The sequence below is a fragment of the Hungatella hathewayi WAL-18680 genome (assembly GCF_000235505.1).
Taxonomy (GTDB): Bacteria; Bacillota; Clostridia; order Lachnospirales; family Lachnospiraceae; genus Hungatella_A; species Hungatella_A hathewayi_A.
In genome coordinates this window covers 3,277,678-3,296,849 of the sequence record NZ_JH379027.1, presented here as the reverse complement: position 1 = coordinate 3,296,849, position 19,172 = coordinate 3,277,678, and the positions used below count along the sequence as shown (strand labels likewise).

Genomic DNA, 19,172 nt, shown 5'->3' with positions numbered 1-19,172 from the left:
CACTCACAGGTACTTGTGAATATGACGTAGATTCTTCTGATGCAACAGCCGCTGTTGCTGAAATTCTTCAGGGAAAGACCGCGTATGTACGAGGTCAGAAACTGACGGGAACCATGAAGAATAACGGAGCTGTGACAGGTACAATTTCTTCAAAGGATGAAGAGTACACCATTCCGCAGGGACATCACGATGGTTCTGGTAAAGTTGGGATTTCGGCAGCAGAAAAAGAGAAAATCATTCCGGATAATATTCGAGAGGGGATTACTCTGCTTGGTGTAGAAGGTTCTATGTCAGGTACGGAAGATGCCAAACCACAGGCAAAGACAGTTACACCTTCTACAAAGGAGCAGACAGTGCTTCCGAATTCTGAGGAAGGATATAACTACTTATCGCAGGTTACAGTCAAAGCAATCCCATATAACGAAAGCGAGAATCCCGCTGGAGGTACTACGGTAACTATCGGGTAGGAGGGAGGCTTAAATGGCTACAAATAAAGTCGTTTACAGCGGCAGAACCCTCATAGATTTGACTGGGGATACTGTGACAGAAGAAACTCTGCTAAGAGGTTATACGGCTCACAGAGCAGACGGGACGCAGATTGTGGGAACAGCATTTGCCGATTATCCGGAGCGATATTCGTTTCTTGACCCTCTTCAGGATTCAAATGGAGAAAAGATTCTTGATAATTCGAATAATGTACTACAGGGTGAAACGGTGTATAAAAAGGTGTAGAAATGTCGTTTACTTCTTGAATATTCCTATACTTTTGATAAAAGAATAGCTAAAAAACAAGGTTTCCTGTTTCCATTGAGGAAGCGGCGAAGGCTGGGAAGTTCTAAGGTTTGACTGGGTCAAACGGGTTTTAGAAATATCTAAATTTAGTTGGGAGTGGCTTTTTATGAAGAATAAGAAGCCACTCCTATTTTTTTGATTAGAAAGCATTTTTGATAGTGATATTTTGAACCTGCTATGTTATACTTTATTAGAGGTGATGGCAGAATGGATTTATTTATTTCAAAAAAGGTTTTAGATGATCTTTCTTATAAATCAACATTAGGAAAAAGTTTAAAGCAGATTTCAATGCGAGATACTTCGCTTGATATTATTTTACAAGATATTGCCCGCTATCGCGCTAGCTATATTGATATATTGGTTCAAGAAAACTTGATTGGCTCGAGATTTAAGAGTGATGATTCAATTAGGCGAAAGTATGAAAAGACGCTTCGAACAGGTGGCGGTTTTAAGCAATGTTTCAATGATATTTTGGGATTTAGATTACGATTTGAAGAATACCCGGAAGAATATCCGGAATATTTTCGTGTAGTTGATTTGCGAAAGGGAAAGAAAATAAATGATGGCTACCATGCGGTACATCTGTATTACCAAAGAGATAATATGGCATACCCGATAGAAGTACAGTTGTGGTGCGGAAAAGATTATTTGTTTAATATATGGAGTCATCAGTATATTTATAAATATAAAGAACCGGAAATCGGTCGAATTCTTTATGAAGAATATATGCAGGGTATCATAACTGATGAACAGAAATTTGTTGAGAGACTTAAGTTATGGGAAGGTGAATTAGATGGGTGATAAAAAGATATATATTGTTGCAAAAGTTTTTGAGCAACAGGGATGTATCGCTTACTTGTGTAAATCAATAAATGAAGCACGTTGTCTTCCGGGAACGTTGGAGGCTTTAAGAGCTGATGGTGTACAGATTGTAATTTTAGACAATCCGGAAGTTTATTCGGAATATGCACCATATACCTATATCGATAATATGAAAGATTTTATTGATAAGGTAAGTCTATTGAATCGTGTGGCATAATGTGTTCCAATGGTACACAGACGAAGCCCTAGAGAGCGGTAGCTCCTGGGGCTTCTATTTTCCTTTTGTGGAGGAGTAATTCTAATGATTTAGATGTTCGCTCTTTATTTTTGTATCAAAGGTTATTTTTCATCTGTAATATCGTTTCCATAAATTTCTATCACCATTTTTGCACCGAGGCGAAAGCCATCAATGAACATTTCTGAAATTTCAAGAGGGATGGCACTAAGTTGTTCATCCATAATCTGAGTAAATTCCTGACTTAATTCTGGGGAAATTGTTTCCAGCTTTTTTGTAAAACTTTCATAATGAACAAAATTCTTTCTCCGCAATGCTTTATATTCTTTTACTTTAGGGTAGAATTGTTCGGCTGGGTAAATTTCTCCATCATATAACTGTTTCAGTATGGCTTTCATATATAGTTATCTCCTTAAATAGATTTAATTTCAAGTGACATTTAGTGAATGTCAATCCATTACTAAGTCTATCATATAATATAAAAAATGACAATTAGTAAATGTCACATGGGAGATGAATTATGTATAAAAATAAAGCGGAGGATGGCAGTAATAACGTTTGCGGTCGGAAGTTAAAGATAATCAGAGAAGGTCTGCCGAAGAAAACTTCGCAAAAACAGTTGGCTGATATGCTTCAGCGGGCGGGGTTGGACGTTGATAAAAATGCTATTCAGAGAATTGAGAGTGGGAAGAGATTTGTGACGGATATTGAATTGAAAGTGATTGCTGATGTATTAAAGATAAACTATCAAGATTTATTGGATTAAAATGGCCACCGCACGAGCTGAGAATATTGGCAGGGCGGCGGCTTTTTTGTTTTTTATGTACCTACCTCCCATACCCCCCTTTACAGCCACAATTCGTGACCAAATGTTCAGTTAGGCCGCGTTCTTTGACCATGCAGTAGCCACCGCAGGTGCAGACGCATTTCCAGACGCGCTCTCCGGATTTTGTGTTCCAGTACCATCTGGTTTCCAGGTCGCCGAAGGTCTGGCCTGGTTGGACTGGTTTGATACGTTTACTCATTTATGCTCCCTCCCCCCAGTCTATTATATCATTTTGTAAAGGGGATGTTGCTGGTAATATATTCCAGTACAATCCTGCAACATGAGCGGGGAGAGGGGAGGGAGGGGGATTTAATTGTGATGGCCTGCGTGATGGCCGGAGCCGTGGTGGGAGGTGGTGTCATCCAGGCTGCCGTCGGTGTTGAAATAGCAGTGTTCGCCGTCAATCTCATGCTCCCCGGTCACCATGTGGCCGTCGGAAGCGAGATAGTAGCAGTGGTCTGTCTGACAATGCCAGCCGGTTGCCATATATCCGTCAGGATTGAAATAATACCACTGACTATCAATATTCTGCCAACAGTCCTTGTAATACTGTCCATCCGAAGTACAGTACCACCATCCGGCGCTGTCCTCCTTCCACCCGGGTTCCACCGTAACAGCCGTAGTCTCCGGCACGGAAGCCTTGCTCTCCGGAACCTGTTTTTGTGGTGCGGGATTCGTCCCGGTATCAGACGTGGCATACGGGCATACCCCGTTGGTATGAAGATGGGCGGGATGGCCGCCGCAGTGATAATGATAGCTGCCAAGGCCGCTGGCGTTACGATTGTCCCGATGTCCGCCGTGGGAATCGGTATTGCCCGAATGGGCCTCCGCCTCGACGACGAACGGCGATGCCGGAAGCACGATTATGGCGGATGCCAGAAGAAAACCACTCATCAGAGTTACGGCCAGCTTTTTCAAACACATTTTCATAATAAATCCCCCTTGTCCTTATTTTCTTTCATTATACTACGAACTCCAATCAAATACTATCCCCCCAAAAAGGCCGATGCCGCCATTTATCTGCCCTCCCGATAAATTTCATTCCAATTGATATAGCCAAAAATCGGAATCCCTGATATACTATGTGAGGCTGGGACATTTCCCAGGAACATTGGGTGTATTTGAGATACATAAGAACAGGGGTAATGAGTGATGCAGTTGGAAAATAATCTGGGCAGGGACAACATCAAGACGCTGGTAGTGCGGCTGGCAATTCCGTCCATGCTGGCCCAGTTTGTCAGTGTGTTTTACAGTATTGTGGATAGAATGTATATCGGAAATATTTCCGGCGTGGGAGAGCTGGCGCTGGCGGGAGTGGGGATTTGCGGGCCCATTGTGACGCTGATCAGCTCCTTTTCCGCCCTGATAGGCTTTGGCGGGGCGCCGCTTTTGGCGATTCGGATGGGAGAGAAGAATACGGAGGCGGCCAGAAGGGTGGTGGCCAACAGCTTTATGATGCTGATGGCGCTGGCGGTCTGTCTGACGGGGGCGTCCCTGTTATTGAAGGACCACCTGCTGATGTGGTTTGGGGCCAGTGAGGCCACCTTTCCCTATGCCAACCAGTATATCACCATCTATCTGTGCGGAACCGTGTTTGCCCTGATTGCGGCGGGGATGAATCAGTTTATCATCTGCCAGGGCTTTGCCAAAATCGGGATGAAATCCGTCATGTTTGGCGCCATTGTCAATCTGGTGCTGGACCCGGTGTTTATCTTTGGTTTTCGTATGGGCGTCAGTGGGGCGGCCCTTGCCACGGTGCTGGCCCAGGCATGCTCCGCCATCTATATTCTGCTGGTGCTGTTTGGGAAAAAGGTGCCGGTGAAGATTACATTTTCAGGCTTCGACAGGCGGGTCTGCGGGCGGATTCTGGCGCTGGGCTTTTCGCCGTTTATCATCATCGCCCTGGATAACGTACTGATTATCACCATGAACACCGTGCTTCAGACCTATGGCGGGCCGGAGCGGGGCGATATGATGGTGACCTGCGGGACCATTATGCAGAGTTTTATGCTGATGGTGACCATGCCGTTAGGCGGAATCACGGCGGGGACCCAGTCGATTCTCGGCTACAATTACGGCTCCAGACAGGTGAACCGGGTGCGCCATGCGGAGCGGGAGATACTGAAGATAACGATTCTGTTTACCGCGGTGATGTTTCTGTTATCCCAGACCTGCTCCCGGTTTTTCGTGCTGATATTCACCAGAAATCCGGAATATATCGCCATGTCCGTGAAGGCCATCCGCATCAGCACCCTGATGATCATTCCGCTGGCGGTCCAGTATACGGTGGTGGACGGATTTACCGGCATGGGGATTGCAAAGATAGCCATCTCGCTGTCACTCTACCGGAAGCTACTGTTTTTCATTGCGGTGACGCTGCTCCCCCGGTATTTCGGCGTGGAGGCCGTGTTCTACACGGAGCCAATCATCGATATCGCCGCCGCGGTCATGTCGGCCACGGTATACCAGCTGGTCTGCGGCCGCATTTTAAAGAAACGTTTGCTGGAAGGGCGGCGAAGCCGGGCCTGACGGTGAAAATGATTCAGAAAAATATAAGGAATCTTAAGAACCATGTTCCTTCCGTCTGTGTTAAGATAAAGATAACAGCGATAGACGGAGTGATGGAGGGATTCCTATGAAAATGCTTTTCAAACAGCGCCTGTTCTCCTGGTTTGACAGCTACGATATCTATGACGAGCAGGGCAATGTGATGTTTGTGGTGAAGGGGCAGCTGTCCTGGGGCCACTGCCTGAAAATCTATGACAGCGCCGGGTATGAGCTGGGGACCGTTCAGGAGCGGGTGCTGACATTTTTGCCGGCTTTTGACCTCTATGAGGGGGAGCGCTACCTTGGCCGGGTGAAGAAGGAACTGACTTTTTTCATACCGAAATTCTATCTGGAGTGTCGTGACTGGAGCGTTTCCGGCGATATTTTGGAGTGGGATTATCAGGTGGAGAACAATATGGGCGGAACGGTGGCTATCGTGGAGAAGAAGGTTCTCAATGTCACCGATACCTATGAGATCAATGTGATGAATCCCCAGGACGCGCTTCACGTTCTGATGATCGTTCTGGCGATTGACGCGGCAAAATGTTCCAGAGGGTCTTGACAAAACAGCCGGATCAGTGATATAAATGAAACGTGGCGGCGCTGACGATGCCGTCTACAAATCAAAATAAAAGATAAAAGGAGCTGAAAGGATGAGTTCAATTTCTTGCTAATGAGTGGTAACTGCATAGGGAGAGGAAGACGGGAGATGTCCGTCTGTTTCGCTATGCACATGCAAGAAAGTATTCATCATTTCCGCCAAACATAGAAGCCAGCATAGCTGATGCCTGTATTGCAGGAATCAGGCCATTTGTTGTGTATTCACGGAGCCGCAGGAAAGAGACTTTCTTGCGGTTTCTTTTTGTCCATATGGGATGGGGCGATATACTGCCGACAGGCGGATGGCGGGTGATGCCCGGTGGTGGCCGGGTGATGCCGGGCGATGAAGCTACAGGCGGATGACCACGGGCCCACGCCCACGATATGGAGGAATATACAGGAGGTGGGGCATTTATGGCATTGATTCATATCTCAGACCTTACATTTGCCTACGAGGGCAGTTACGACAATATATTTGAGCATGTATCTTTCCAGATTGACACCAGCTGGAAGCTGGGATTCATCGGAAGGAACGGACGTGGCAAGACCACATTTTTAAACCTGCTGCTGGGAAAATACGAATATTCCGGGACGATTTCGGCGCCGGGGATGGAATTCCAGTATTTCCCCTATGAGGTGGGGGATAAGAGCAGGATGACCATGGAGATTCTGGAGGAAATCCTTCCGGCGGAGGAGAGCTGGAGAATTTATAAGGAGCTGAACCTGCTAAAAGTGAAGGAGGACGTGCTGTTCCGGCCCTTCGACACGCTGAGCAACGGGGAGCAGACGAAAACGCTTCTGGCGGCGCTGTTTGCCGGTGAGAGCCGTTTCCTTCTCATCGACGAGCCGACCAACCATCTGGACGCCGCTTCCAGGGAACTGGTGGCGGAGTATCTGCGGGGGAAACAGGGATTCATCCTGGTGTCCCATGACCGTCATTTCCTGGACGGGGTGGTGGACCATATTCTGTCCATCAACAGGGCGGACATTGAGGTGCAGAAGGGCAATTTTTCGTCCTGGCAGGAGAACCGGCAGCGGCAGGACAATCTGGAGCTGTCGCAGAATGAGCGGCTGAAGGGGGAGATCAAGCGGCTGGAGGAGGCGTCGAGGCGGACGTCAGGCTGGTCGGACAAGGTGGAAGGCACCAAGTTCCAGGGCAAACACTCCTGCGGCCTGCGGCCGGACCGGGGCTTTATCGGCCACAAATCCGCCAAGATGATGAAGCGGGCCAAACAGATTGAGGAGCGTCAGCAGAACGCCATCGAGGAGAAATCCGGATTGTTGAAAAATATTGAGCGGGCAGAGGCGTTAAAACTGTATCCCCAGCGTCATTACGCGGAGCGGCTGGTGACGCTTCAGGACGTTGTCATCCGCTATGATGACAGGGCTGTCTGCGGTCCGGTGAATCTGGAGATAAGAAACGGTGACAGAATCTGTCTATCCGGGGCAAACGGATGTGGAAAATCCAGCATTTTAAAGGCCATTCTGGGCGAAGATATCCACCATGACGGTCATATTTCCCGGGCCAGCGGGCTGATTGTCAGCTATGTCTCCCAGGAGACCTCCCATCTGAAGGGCAGTCTCAGCGAGTACGCCAGAAAGCAAGGCATTGACGAGACCCTGTTCCGGGCGCTGCTTCGCAAGCTGGATTTTGAGCGGGTACAGTTTGAGAAAAACCTGGAGAACTTGAGCGGCGGCCAGAAGAAGAAAATTCTCATCGCCGTCAGTCTCTGTGAGCAGGCCCACTTGTATATCTGGGATGAGCCGCTGAACTTCGTGGATGTGCTGTCCAGAGTCCAGATCGAGGAACTGATCTTAAAATACCAGCCCACCCTGCTGTTCGTGGAGCACGACGTGATGTTCCAGGAGCATGTGGCGACAAAACTTATCAATCTGTAAAAGTAATAAATGACAATTACGGGTATTTGTGCTAAACTGAAATCGACATAAACCGACAAGAACTTAAAAAATCGTGACTGAAAAGAGGAGAACTGGGTGAACAATAAACTTTTAAAGACCAATCTGCTGGTCAGTGTCATTTTGATAGTCGGGTTTGCTCTGACTGCCATTTTCAGTTATCGTGCCAATTACAGCGCTTCCCTGGATGACATTGAGCATATCTCGGCCCTCAGCGCGGAGGGAATCTATTACCAGTTGACTACCAGATTCACAAAACCGGTCAACGTCTCGCTGACCATGGCTCACGACAGCCTTTTGGAGGAGCATCTGAAGGTGGAGCAGGAGCATTTGGAGGACCCGCTTTATATTGAAACGACGAAAGAATATTTGAGAGCCTATCAGGAAAAATATGATTTCAGCTCCGTCTTTCTCGTGTCCACCGCCACTGGCCGTTACTACAATTTTAACGGATGTGACAGAGTGTTAGTGGAGGGAGATTCGGAGAATACCTGGTATTTTGATTTGCTGGACAGTGAGGAGGAGTACTCCTTAAATGTGGACAATGACGAGGTGGTTGGGGCGTCCAATGCGATTACTGTCTTCGTCAACTGCAAAATCATGGATGAGCAGGGGGGCGTCCTGGGTATCGTGGGGGTGGGCATCCGCATCGACCATCTGATGGAGCTGCTAAAGAGCTATGAGGAAAAATATCATGTCGAGGCGTGCTTAATCAACGAGAGAGGGATTATAGAAATCTCCACCACCAACACGGGCTATGAGGCGGTGGACTGGTTCACCCTCCATGGACAGGAGAGGATCAGAGAACAGGTGCTGAGCTGGAAGGATGACACGGCCAATCTGGAAGTCTGGACCGACTCCAGCCAGTCTGGCGATGATTATGTGGTATCCAGATATATTCCGGAGCTATCCTGGAGCCTGCTTGTACAGCAGGATACCAGTGAGATTGTGAAGGAGATGAATGCCCAGCTCTGCCAGTCGGGAATCATCCTTGCCTTCATTGTGCTGACGGTTCTTGTGGTGACCACCTCCGTCATTCGGAATTTTAACAGACAGATTCTCAAACTTCAGGAGGAGCGCCATACCTATTTCGAGAAGGCGACAAAACAGCTTTACGATGACATTTATGAACTGAATATCACGAAGGACTGTGCGGTGGGGGAGAGGACGGAGCGGTATTTTGAGCGCCTTGGCGCCGTAGGGCTTCCCTATTCCCAGTGCCTGGAGGTGATTGCCGGGAAGCAGATAAAGGAGGAATACCGGGAGGGGTATGTCACAACCTTCAAGCCGGAGCATGTCGCCAGAGAGTATGAGAACGGGAACAATCATCTCTGCTATGAGTTCATGATTACGGAGGACGGAACCAATTACTTCTGGATGAGGATAGACGCCTATATTTTCTATTCCTCGGAGGATGATTCGCTCCATATGTTTGTCTACCGGAAGAATATTGATGCGGACAAAAAGAAAGAGCTGAGAGCGGAATGGGACGAAATGACAGGATTCTACACGAAGAAGGCCACGGAGCGGATGATTGACCGGAGGCTTTTGGAGGAGACGAACCGGAAATCTGCTTTTTTCATCTTCGATATTGATGATTTTAAGCAGACCAATGACCGTTTTGGTCACGCGTTTGGGGATTTCTGCATCCGCAGTTTCACAGCGATTATCAGAAGTCATTTTGGGGAACACGATATCCTGGGCCGTGTGGGCGGAGATGAGTTTGTGGCGTTTGTCTCCGGGATTGAAATGGAGCAGGTTGTGAAGCTGGCTGAGGCGTTAACTGCCGCTTTGAATACGGTCTGTACCAATGAGACAGGCAGCTGGAATATGTCTGCCAGCATCGGTGTGGCCATGGCGCCGCGGGATGGGACGGACTTTAAATCCCTCTATCAGAAGGCCGATGAAGCCCTCTATGAGACGAAGAAGAGAGGGAAAAACGGATATACGGTTTTTAGCGGAGGAGAGAGGGAAAAGAATAACAGGTTATGATAGAAAAGGGATTTGCCAGCAGGAAATTGTGGCAAATCCCTTTTTTATGAAAAATAAATTGACATTATTTCCCAGCAGTACTATAATCAAATCAGTAATAATTATTGTTTTTAAAATTAAATGCAATGGGGGTGTAGGCAGCAGGGCGTGTAACTATCGAAAAGATATGTACATAGAGATGATCAGAAAGGAGAAGTACATGGAAAACAACAAGAAATTAACAAATGAGGCCGGGGCGCCTATCGCAGAAAATGAGCATTCGCTCACTGCGGGACCCCGGGGACCGGTAGCGTTACAGGATGTATGGCTGTTGGAGAAGCTGGCCCATTTTGACCGCGAGGTGATTCCGGAGCGGCGGATGCACGCGAAGGGCTGGGGGGCTTACGGGAAACTGACGGTGACCCATGACATTTCCCAGTGGACGAGAGCCAAAGTACTGCAGCCTGGAGCCGAGACCGAACTGTTTCTGCGTTTTTCCACTGTGGCTGGAGAGCGGGGAGCGGCGGATGCGGAGCGTGATATCCGCGGCGTTGCCGTGAAGTTCTACACAGAGGAGGGAAACTGGGATTTGGTGGGCAACAACACGCCAACCTTCTTTCTGAGAGATGTACATAACTTTCCTGATTTAAACCGGGCGGTGAAGCGTGACCCACAGACGGGGATGCGCTCTGCCCAGAATAACTGGGATTTCTGGACGCTGCTTCCGGAGACCTTCCACCAGACGACCATTGTCATGTCCGACAGAGGCATACCGGCCACCTTCCGGCATATGCATTTCTTCGGGGAGCATACCTTCTCGCTGTACAATGAGAAGAATGAGAGAGTCTGGTGTAAATTCCATTTCAAGACCCAGCAGGGGATCAAGAACCTGACGGATGAAGAGGCGGAGATGGTGATCGCCAAAGACCGTGAGAGCCATGGCCGGGATTTGTTTACGGCGATTGAGAAGGGAGACTATCCACGCTGGACTATGTATGTGCAGATTATGACGGAGGAGCAGGCGAAGAAGCATTATGAGAATCCGTTTGATATCACGAAGATATGGCGCCATGCGGAGTTCCCGCTGCATGAGGTCGGCGTGCTGGAGCTGAACCGCAATCCGGAGAATTATTTCGCCGAGGTGGAGCAGGCCGCATTTACCCCCGCCCATGTGGTGCCGGGAATTGGATTCTCACCGGATAAATTCCTCCAGGGCCGGTTGTTCGTCTACGGCGATGCCCAGCGTTACCGCCTTGGCGTGAACTACAATCAGATTCCGGTGAACCGTGCCAAATGTGAGGTCCACGACTACCACCGCGACGGCCTGATGCGCACCGACGGCAACTACGGCGGAGCGCCTGCATACAGTCCCAACAGTCAGGGCGAGTGGGCGGCCCAGCCAGAAGTGATGGAGCCGCCGTTAGATTTATCCGGCGCTCTTTACGCCTACGACCCACAGGATGACCCGACGGACGACTGCTTCAGAGCCGGCGGAGATTTGTGGAGAGTGATGACGGAGGACAAACGTGCCCTGCTCATCGAGAACACCGCCCGCAATATCGAGCCGGTCACCGACAATATCAAGTACCGCCACGCCGTACACTGCTTCTGGGCAGACGAGGAGTACGGCCGCCGGATGACGGAGGCTTTAGGGCTTGATATGGAGAGAGTCAGAGAACTGGCCAAGGGCGACCACAAGGCGCTGGTGAAAGCGACGATTTAAATTTTTGATTTTAGATTTGAAATAGCTGCGGTATAAGATAGCTGCGATAACAGATAAAGGCAATTGATATGGTACCCCCTAAGCAGATATGGGAAATAACCAAAATCTGCTTAGGGGGTATTTTGACATGTGCCTTTTGTGGTTACCGGCTCTTTGTATTGTCTAGTGAATCAGTGATTTTCTCTCCCAAATACCACTTTTAAAATACAGCAGGCCGACAATAGCCGGCAGAACCGGGGAGACCGCCTGCCCGATGTAGATGCCGGCAAACCCGATATCAGCCACAAAGGCCAGCAAAAAGCCCAGAGGCAGGCGGACGATGGCGGCGTCAAGAAGGGCATTTACCATGGCAATGTTGGCGGAGCCGATTCCGATAGCGAAGGAGTCAAGGGTGTACATAACCGCATAAACCAGGCTGTTTATCCCACAGCACACTCTCAGATAGAGGATTCCGTCGGCGAGAACCTCCGGGCTTCCCGGCTCAAACAGGGCGATGATTGGTCCGGCGAATATCTGCACAAAGAGTACCGCGGCCAATGTCACCAGGATGTTGAGGCGCAGGCCGGTTTTGACGGTTTCCTTCACCCGCCGGAGATTGCCGGCCCCCATATTTTGCCCGGCCATGGCGGTCACCGCCTGCCCGATGGCCCAGCAGGGCATGCCCGCAAAGGTGTTGACCTTTAACCCGATACCGGAAGCCGCGGCGACGGATACGCCGAACCGGTTCAGCATACCCGTAATCAGGAGATAGGAGATATTGACAATGACCATCTGCACGGCGGAAGGCAGCCCGACCTTCAGAATCATCACCAGCTTATCACGGTGAATCCGAAGGTGTTTCCACTGGAAATCAAACAAAATCCCTTTTCTCCTTAGGTGCAGGATGGAAATCAAGAGAGAAATCCCCTGGGAGAAAATGGTGGCATAGGCGGCCCCTTTCGTTCCCATGCCAAGAGGTCCCACTAACAGCATATCCAGCGCGATATTGATGACGGCCGCGGCCGCGATAAAATAGAGAGGCGTCTTCGAGTCCCCATATCCCTTCAGGATGGAGCAGACCGCATTGTAGCCAAACACAAAGACCGTGCCTCCGCAGATGATTTTCATATAGTCACAGGCGTCCTCCATGGAAGCCGCGGGAACCCCCAGCGCCTGAAATACGGGGCCGTAGAGCAGCAGCCCCAGCACAGTGACGATGATGGAAGCGATAAAGGCGATTGAAAATAGAGTTCCCGTCGTTTCCCGCTGCCCCTCCTCATCCCCGGCCCCCTTGTACTGAGCCGCTAAAACCGTGCCTCCCATGGTAATGCCGATGCAGATGGAGTTGATGATAAAGCTTATCATGGAGGCATTGCTGATAGCGGCCAGCCCCGTTTCGCCGACCACATTTCCCACGACAAGCATATCCACGATGCTGTAAAAGGACTGCAGCAGGTTGGCGGCTAGGAGTGGGAGCGCAAATTTCATTAATGTCCCAGACACACGTCCCGTTGTCAAATTCTGTTCGTTATTCATAATCAAAAATTCCTTTCATTCATTTATTAATACAAAAAACAGAGGACACCACGCGTTACCACGTGCGCCCTCTGCTTCAAACGTCTCATTTCACAAAAACAAAGGGCGGCAGACAAAACACTGTCCACCGCCCATGAAATCAAAATAGGATAGTAACACAAAAACAGCCCCCAATCGCGTCTAATGCGGGGGAGAGTCTGGCTCTAGCTGTCTTTGTGTCCTTCAGGCTCCGTACAATGTCTTGAAATTTCAAATTGTGCGGAGCTTCCATCAATGCAGAATTTTCCAAATAACATCATACTCACCCTTTCACAAAATTTATAACTCTGATTATACCTGATTCCACAGGAACCGTCAATCGCCATCATCCTGTGACGGTTTTTATCAGGAATTTCCCGTTTCCTCCCCACAGTAAATCACCTTCACCTGATGTTCCAAATTGTCCTTCATCTTCTCATCCGGTATCCCATCGGTAATCAAATAGTCACATTCACTCCAGGAGGCGTACTGATGGATGCCGCCGGTCTTGAATTTGCTGTTATCGCACAGGACAATATTGCAGTCGCTCTGCCGCATGACGCGCTGCCGCACCAGACCTTCCCGGTATTTGCTGGAGGTTGGACCGTCGTGGTAGCGGACGCCGGTGGTGCCGAAAAATGCCTGGGCGAAGCGGAACTGTTCCACGGAATTGTCAAATTCCATGGAGCGGGTGAGTTGGTAGTCATAATTTACATAGCCGCCCATCAGGAAAATGTGGGGGCCATTCGGTACGTTTCGAAACGCATCCACAATAGCCAGGGAGGAGGTCACAATCGTCAGGGAAGAGTAGTTGGTCAGATACTGGGCCAGCTCACAGACCGTACTTCCGCTGTCGCAGAAGATGACGCTGTTGTCCTCGATAAAGTCTAGCGCCTTTTTGGCAATCAGAAGCTTCTCGCGGCTGTGAAGCGGCCGCTTGGTGTCCAGATTCAGGGCTTCCTTCGTATACTGCTCGGAAACCGTGGCAAATCCATGATGCTTCTGGGCGTAGCCAAGCTCCTCTAACAGGTTGAAATCCTTGCGGATAGTTTCCGTGGAAACCGAGTACTGGCTGGATAGGTCGGAGGAATATACCGTTCCCTTTTCTATTAACAGATTTAAAATGTCGGTTTGTCTTTGATTTAGATTCATTGCTGCTGCCTCCGTGTTTCACATACTGTATTTGCTTTTATTAAACCATATTTCAGCGGAAAATGCAAGTTTGAATGGAAAAAATACCATTTAGACTTGCGAAAAACGGTAAAATAGTTGCGATTTATACAGAATGCACAAAAAATATCCCAATTATTTTCGCAACTTACACATTGCGAACGCAACTTTAACGGGTTATAATGCATATATCAAAACCAGGAGGTAATGAAATGGGGAACATTTTAATCGTGGGAGCCGGGAGGGAAGGCAAGGGCTTTTTGGGCCAGGTGTTTTCAGCGGCTTCGTGGAATGTGGCATTTCTCGACAGGGATGAAGAAGTGATAGAAGCCCTGGAACAGAATGGCAGTTATGAGGTAAAATTGCTGCAGGAGGACGCAACGGTTTACGCCGAGGTATCCGGTTACCGGACCTACGGCTGTGACGAGGAGCATTCCTGCATGCGGGAGGTGCTGGATGCGGATTTGATAGCCCTCTGTATCTATCCGGAGGATATTCCGGAGGCGGCCGTCTATCTGGCGCCCTGTATCGAGGAGAGAGCGAAGCAGGGGGGAAAGAAACTGACTATTCTGTCCTGTACCAACTTGAATCACTTTATCAGGGATGTGGAAAGGTACTTTATGGACGCCCTAGGAGAGCAGGCCAGGGCCTGGTTTGCCGACAATGTGGCGGTGAGGGACGTTATCGTCCGCCGCTCGGTGGGGGCGGACAGTGCAAAAAGCCTGAAGCTGGAGGCGCTGGCCGTGGCAACCCTTCTGATTCAGCCGCCCATCTATGTGGATTTGAGTGAAGTGCCGTGGATGGAGCTTCAGGAAAATCTGGAAGCGCTGAAGGACATGAAGCTCTACACCTACAATGCGCCTCACGCCGCCTGTGCGTATGCCGGTTATCAAAAGGGCTATGAGACCATCGGCCAGGCGGAACAGGACGAAGAGGTGGCCGCGCTGATGGAAGAGGTTTTAAAGGAAGCGGTGAAGGCCCTTTCCCTGGAATTCCATATCGAGGAAGAGGAAATATGGAAATTCTGCACCCTGCCATCGCCCAAGGAGGTGCTGGTGGACACGATTTTCCGGGTGGGCTATGACCCCATCCGAAAGCTGGGGAGAGAGGACAGACTGACGGGAAATGCCTGCTTCTGTTACAAACATCATCTGCCCTACGAGGCTCTGGCAAAATCCATGGCCAACGGCTTTGCGTATGACCAGCCGGGAGATGAGAAGGCGGCGGAACTTCAGAGAATGATAGTGGAGATGGGGATTGAAAAGACGGCCGCCCAGGTGTGTGGTCTGCAGGAGGACCATGAGATTGTTAAAAAAGTGGCAAAGTATTATGGGGAAATGATTGCGCAGGGAAAGTAAAGGTTCAAACGAAAGGCAAAAAGCCTGAGAGACGAAGGGGCTGAAAAGCCAGGAGACTAAAGCGGGTAAAGAGACTATAAGACCAAAAAGAGGGAGACAGGGACAATGAGAAAAAGTAGATTATTAGCAGTGGCATTAACAGCGGCAATGGCAATTACCAGTTTGAGCGGATGCTCCAACGGGACGGAGACCGGCAATACGGGGGCGGCAGCACAGGCAGGAACGAAACAGGAGGCCGGGACAGACGGGGAAGATGGGGGAAAGACAGAGGCAGCACAGAGCGGTGCGGACAACACCGGCGATGTGGGCGGCGCCAAACGGATAGCACTGATATCCCCGGCCCAGCACTATGATTTCTTCGTGTATCTGTGCGCCGGCGCCAAGAAAAAGGCGGACGAGCTGGGAGTCCAGCTGGATGTATTTGACGGCCAGGAGGATTTCCCCATGGTGGGCGAGTACATTTCCCACTGTGTGGCCCAGGGGTATGACGCCATCTGTACCGGAGGCTTTGAGGCCATCATCCCGGCGGCCAAGGAGGCCAATGCGGCGGGGATTCCCATGGTGAATTTTGACGCCCGGTTAGAGTCCGACGAGGTAGAATTCGCGGCCAGAGTGGCCAGCGACAACGGGGCGGTCGGCGAGACCAATGCCAGGTTCATACTGGATGAGATATCCAAGCGGACAGACAAGGATAAATTCGTGATATACTACATCAACTTCATGTCCTCCGCGTCCAATACCCAGAGATGCGCCGGCTTTGTGAAGGCATTTGACGGAGTGGACAATGTGGAACTGCGGGAAATCGTTCCCAGCGCCGGAACCGTGGAGGCAACCCAGTCTCTGATTGACGATTTGCTGATCAGCCAGCCAAGAGGCTCCATCGACTATATCTTTGGCAGCAGCGCCGGCATGGGCGTGGGTGCGCTGGCTTCCGTGACGACGGCGGGACGTGATGAAATCGGCATCCTCAGTGTGGACGACGAGCAGGGACTGTTGGACGCCCTTCAGACAGACGGACCGTTCCTGGCTACGGTGGCACAGAACGCGGCGGATATCGGCGCCCAGACCGTGGAGGCGGCGGTGATGGCCATTGACGGCGAGAGCGCGGGGGACATCAAGGTTCCGGTCCGCATTATCACAAAGGAAAATGTAAAGCAGGATATCGAGGAGCAATCGGCCCTCAAGAAGGAACTGGAGGCTTACAAATAACAGGGAAGGCAAAAACTATGGACAAAGTGATTCTGAAACTGCAGGGGATAGGGAAATCCTTTGCATCCGTAAGGGTACTGAGCGACATTTCCATGGAAATCAAAGAGGGACATGTGGTGACCCTGATGGGGGAAAACGGAGCTGGGAAGAGTACATTGTGCAAAATTATTGCAGGAAATTACCATGCGGATTCCGGAACCATGGAAATCGACGGCCAGGCATTCAACGACATTTCCATTGACAAGGCCAGGGAGATGGGCATCCGGATGGTACACCAGGAACTGCTGGTTCTGCCGAAAATGACCATAATGGAAAACATTTTCGTGGGAAATGAGACCAGCAGCCACGGTTTTTTGGACAGCAGGGAGATGCGGGAGCAGACGAAGGCCCTTCTCGACATGGTCGGTCTTGACTTTGCGCCGGAGACCAGGGTGTCGAGTCTGGACATCGCCGCCCGCCAGCTGGTGGAGATAGCCAGGGCGCTGCGGGGAAATGCGAAAATTATCATCCTGGATGAACCCACCTCCTCCCTGTCGGATACGGAGATACGAAAGTTGTTCGACATTGTGAATAACTTAAAACGCCAGGGCGTCACCTTCATCTTCATTTCCCACCGGATGCAGGAGATTCTGGAGATATCGGATGAGGTATTTGTGCTGAAGGACGGGGAATTGGTGGCGGAGCTTTTGGCGGACCAGACGTCTGAGGATGAGATTGTGCGGCTGATGGTAGGGCGAAATTATGACGACTATTATCACCGGAAACGGACCTGCTTTGGGGAGGAGGTCCTGCGGGTGGAGCATATGAGCGGCATTGATTCTGGCGGCATCCGGAGTGCCTACACGCCGGAGGACATCAGCTTCAGTCTGCACCAGGGAGAGATTCTGGGACTTTCCGGTCTGGTTGGAGCGGGAAGAACGGAGCTGGTGCGGCTCATCTTCGGGGAGGACCCGCAGAAAAAGGGCGGAAAACTCATGGTGTTTGGAAAAGAGGCGCACATCCGGAATTCCAAGGAGGCCATGGATTTGGGGATGGTGTGGCTGACCGAGGACAGGAAAAATGAAGGGCTGATTCTCAAATTTTCCATCCGCCACAACATCGCGCTTCCCAATCTGAAAGCCCTGTGCAGACACGGGCTGATTCGAAAGGGCAGGGAGAAGGACATGTGCCAGCGGTTTATGAAGGCGCTCAATGTGAAGGCCACGGGGCCGGACCAGAATACCATGTTTTTATCCGGAGGAAACCAGCAGAAGGTGATTCTTGCAAAATGGCTGGCGAGAGAGCCGAAAATCATTATCATGGACGAGCCGACCAGAGGCATTGATGTGGGGGCAAAGGCGGAAATTTATAAACTGATGAACGAACTGACCGCCAAGGGAACAGCCATCCTTCTGATTTCCTCGGAGCTGCCGGAAATCATGGGGATGAGTGACCGGATTTTGGTCATGCACGAGGGAAAGGTCACAGGCCGGATTGACAGAGAGGAATTTTCAGAGGAAAGGATTATGGCAGCAGCCGTTGGAAGGTGAGACGATGGATAAAAAGGAAAAATATAGACAGATAATCAACCAGTATGGCATTTTATTTGTGGTAGTATTGATAGGGATTGTGTTTACTCTGTCCAATAAAAATTTCCTGACCACAGACAATGTGATTAACATTTTCAGACAGATGGCGGTCACGGCGATTGTGGCGATTGGAATGACATTTATCATGATAACAGGGGATATCGACGTTGGTGTGGGCGGCGTGGCCTGCCTGACGGGAATTGTTATCTCACTGTTGATGAGCAGAGGCATCAGCATTCCGCTTGCACTACTTGCAGGGCTTTTGGTGGGAGCGGCCCTTGAATTTTTAAACGGGGCGCTGGTGACCAGGTTTGCGCTGCCGCCCATGGTGGTGACCCTTGGAACTATGAACCTGGCAAATGGAATCGCCAGCCTGCTGACAGGTGGAACGGCTGTTTACGGTCTGCCGGAAGGATTTCTGGTCATCGGCAGAGGAAGCTTCTTAGGCGTGCCCAATCAGGTGTGGCTGCTGGCGGTGTTTGCCATTGTATCCACGGTGGTGCTGAATAAGACGCCGTTTGGACGCCATGTGTATGCCATCGGCGGCAATGCGGAGGTGGCGAAGCTATCGGGCATCCATGTGAAGAAGGTGAAAATATTTCTGTATATTGTCAGCGGAATCTGCGCCAGTGTGGGCGGAATTATCCTGAGCAGCCGGACCGGAAGCGGCCAGCCGACGCTGGCGGCTACCATGAATATGAATGTAATTACGGCGGTGGCGATTGGCGGGACGTCCTTAAACGGCGGTTCCGGGACCATATGGGGGAGTATTATGGGAGCGTTATTACTCACCATGATTACCAATGGATTGAATGTGAATGGGATTAATTCCTATTGGCAGCTGGTGGTATCGGCCATTGTCTTGATTATAACGATTATTGTGAATCGGAACGATTGATTG

At 50.1% G+C, this 19,172-nt stretch carries 18 protein-coding genes; 14 read left to right on the top strand and 4 right to left on the bottom strand.

Translation table 11 applies throughout. From position 1 onward, the window contains the following. The 4 genes from HMPREF9473_RS14935 to HMPREF9473_RS14920 all read left to right on the top strand — a co-directional run. Positions 1-467, top strand: a 467-nt coding sequence (locus HMPREF9473_RS14935) for a hypothetical protein (RefSeq protein WP_006780976.1), incomplete at its 5' end; no start/stop codon positions are given. A gap of 13 nt (positions 468-480) precedes the next feature. Then, a complete protein-coding gene (locus HMPREF9473_RS14930; protein WP_006780975.1) occupies positions 481-732 on the top strand; it encodes a hypothetical protein in 252 nt (83 codons plus the stop codon). A gap of 267 nt (positions 733-999) precedes the next feature. After that, on the top strand, positions 1,000-1,593 hold the full coding sequence (locus HMPREF9473_RS28200) for a hypothetical protein (RefSeq protein ID WP_006780974.1): 594 nt from the start codon (positions 1,000-1,002) through the stop codon (positions 1,591-1,593). Continuing rightward, entirely contained in the window at positions 1,586-1,831 is a 246-nt protein-coding gene (locus HMPREF9473_RS14920; protein ID WP_006780973.1) for a DUF6718 family protein, read from the top strand. Before HMPREF9473_RS28200 ends, HMPREF9473_RS14920 begins: the two co-directional genes overlap by 8 nt. A gap of 122 nt (positions 1,832-1,953) precedes the next feature. Here the strand turns inward: HMPREF9473_RS14920 and HMPREF9473_RS14915 are convergent, their stop codons facing one another. After that, positions 1,954-2,247, bottom strand: coding sequence for a DUF6809 family protein (locus HMPREF9473_RS14915; RefSeq protein WP_006780972.1), 294 nt, complete (start codon positions 2,245-2,247; stop codon positions 1,954-1,956). Positions 2,248-2,369: 122 nt separating this feature from the next. Here HMPREF9473_RS14915 and HMPREF9473_RS14910 point away from each other — a divergent pair, with 122 nt between their 5' ends. Beyond that, positions 2,370-2,615, top strand: coding sequence for a helix-turn-helix domain-containing protein (locus HMPREF9473_RS14910; protein WP_006780971.1), 246 nt, complete (start codon positions 2,370-2,372; stop codon positions 2,613-2,615). 369 nt (positions 2,616-2,984) lie between these two features. On the opposite strand, the gene HMPREF9473_RS14905 is transcribed toward HMPREF9473_RS14910, so the two are convergent. Then, positions 2,985-3,605, bottom strand: coding sequence for a YHYH domain-containing protein (locus HMPREF9473_RS14905; protein ID WP_006780969.1), 621 nt, complete (start codon positions 3,603-3,605; stop codon positions 2,985-2,987). 222 nt (positions 3,606-3,827) lie between these two features. Between HMPREF9473_RS14905 and HMPREF9473_RS14900 the strand changes: the two genes are divergently transcribed. The 5 genes from HMPREF9473_RS14900 to HMPREF9473_RS14880 all read left to right on the top strand — a co-directional run bounded on the left by HMPREF9473_RS14900 (position 3,828) and on the right by HMPREF9473_RS14880 (position 11,433). Further along, entirely contained in the window at positions 3,828-5,204 is a 1,377-nt protein-coding gene (locus HMPREF9473_RS14900) for an MATE family efflux transporter (protein ID WP_006780968.1), read from the top strand. A gap of 106 nt (positions 5,205-5,310) precedes the next feature. Then, positions 5,311-5,784: an LURP-one-related/scramblase family protein gene (locus tag HMPREF9473_RS14895; RefSeq protein ID WP_006780967.1), complete on the top strand. Its 474-nt coding sequence runs from the start codon at positions 5,311-5,313 to the stop codon at positions 5,782-5,784. 452 nt (positions 5,785-6,236) lie between these two features. Beyond that, on the top strand, positions 6,237-7,721 hold the full coding sequence (abc-f, locus tag HMPREF9473_RS14890; RefSeq protein ID WP_006780966.1) for a ribosomal protection-like ABC-F family protein: 1,485 nt from the start codon (positions 6,237-6,239) through the stop codon (positions 7,719-7,721). 96 nt (positions 7,722-7,817) lie between these two features. Continuing rightward, a complete protein-coding gene (locus tag HMPREF9473_RS14885; RefSeq protein ID WP_006780965.1) occupies positions 7,818-9,731 on the top strand; it encodes a sensor domain-containing diguanylate cyclase in 1,914 nt (637 codons plus the stop codon). Positions 9,732-9,930: 199 nt separating this feature from the next. After that, entirely contained in the window at positions 9,931-11,433 is a 1,503-nt protein-coding gene (locus HMPREF9473_RS14880; protein WP_006780964.1) for a catalase, read from the top strand. A gap of 162 nt (positions 11,434-11,595) precedes the next feature. On the opposite strand, the gene HMPREF9473_RS14875 is transcribed toward HMPREF9473_RS14880, so the two are convergent. Beyond that, a complete protein-coding gene (locus HMPREF9473_RS14875) occupies positions 11,596-12,948 on the bottom strand; it encodes an MATE family efflux transporter (protein ID WP_006780963.1) in 1,353 nt (450 codons plus the stop codon). Between the two features lie 384 nt (positions 12,949-13,332). Then, on the bottom strand, positions 13,333-14,118 hold the full coding sequence (locus HMPREF9473_RS14870) for a DeoR/GlpR family DNA-binding transcription regulator (RefSeq protein ID WP_006780962.1): 786 nt from the start codon (positions 14,116-14,118) through the stop codon (positions 13,333-13,335). Positions 14,119-14,348: 230 nt separating this feature from the next. Between HMPREF9473_RS14870 and HMPREF9473_RS14865 the strand changes: the two genes are divergently transcribed. From HMPREF9473_RS14865 to HMPREF9473_RS14850, 4 genes are all read left to right on the top strand, one after another. Next, positions 14,349-15,494 carry a hypothetical protein gene (locus HMPREF9473_RS14865; protein ID WP_006780961.1) on the top strand — a complete coding sequence of 382 codons (1,146 nt, stop codon included), beginning with the start codon at positions 14,349-14,351 and terminating at the stop codon, positions 15,492-15,494. A 105-nt stretch (positions 15,495-15,599) separates the two neighbouring features. Beyond that, positions 15,600-16,703 carry a sugar ABC transporter substrate-binding protein gene (locus HMPREF9473_RS14860; protein WP_006780960.1) on the top strand — a complete coding sequence of 368 codons (1,104 nt, stop codon included), beginning with the start codon at positions 15,600-15,602 and terminating at the stop codon, positions 16,701-16,703. A 17-nt stretch (positions 16,704-16,720) separates the two neighbouring features. Then, positions 16,721-18,232 carry a sugar ABC transporter ATP-binding protein gene (locus tag HMPREF9473_RS14855; protein WP_006780959.1) on the top strand — a complete coding sequence of 504 codons (1,512 nt, stop codon included), beginning with the start codon at positions 16,721-16,723 and terminating at the stop codon, positions 18,230-18,232. 4 nt (positions 18,233-18,236) lie between these two features. Further along, positions 18,237-19,169 (top strand): ABC transporter permease, encoded by a 933-nt coding sequence (locus HMPREF9473_RS14850; protein ID WP_006780958.1) that lies wholly within the window; start codon positions 18,237-18,239, stop codon positions 19,167-19,169. Positions 19,170-19,172 lie beyond the last annotated feature (3 nt).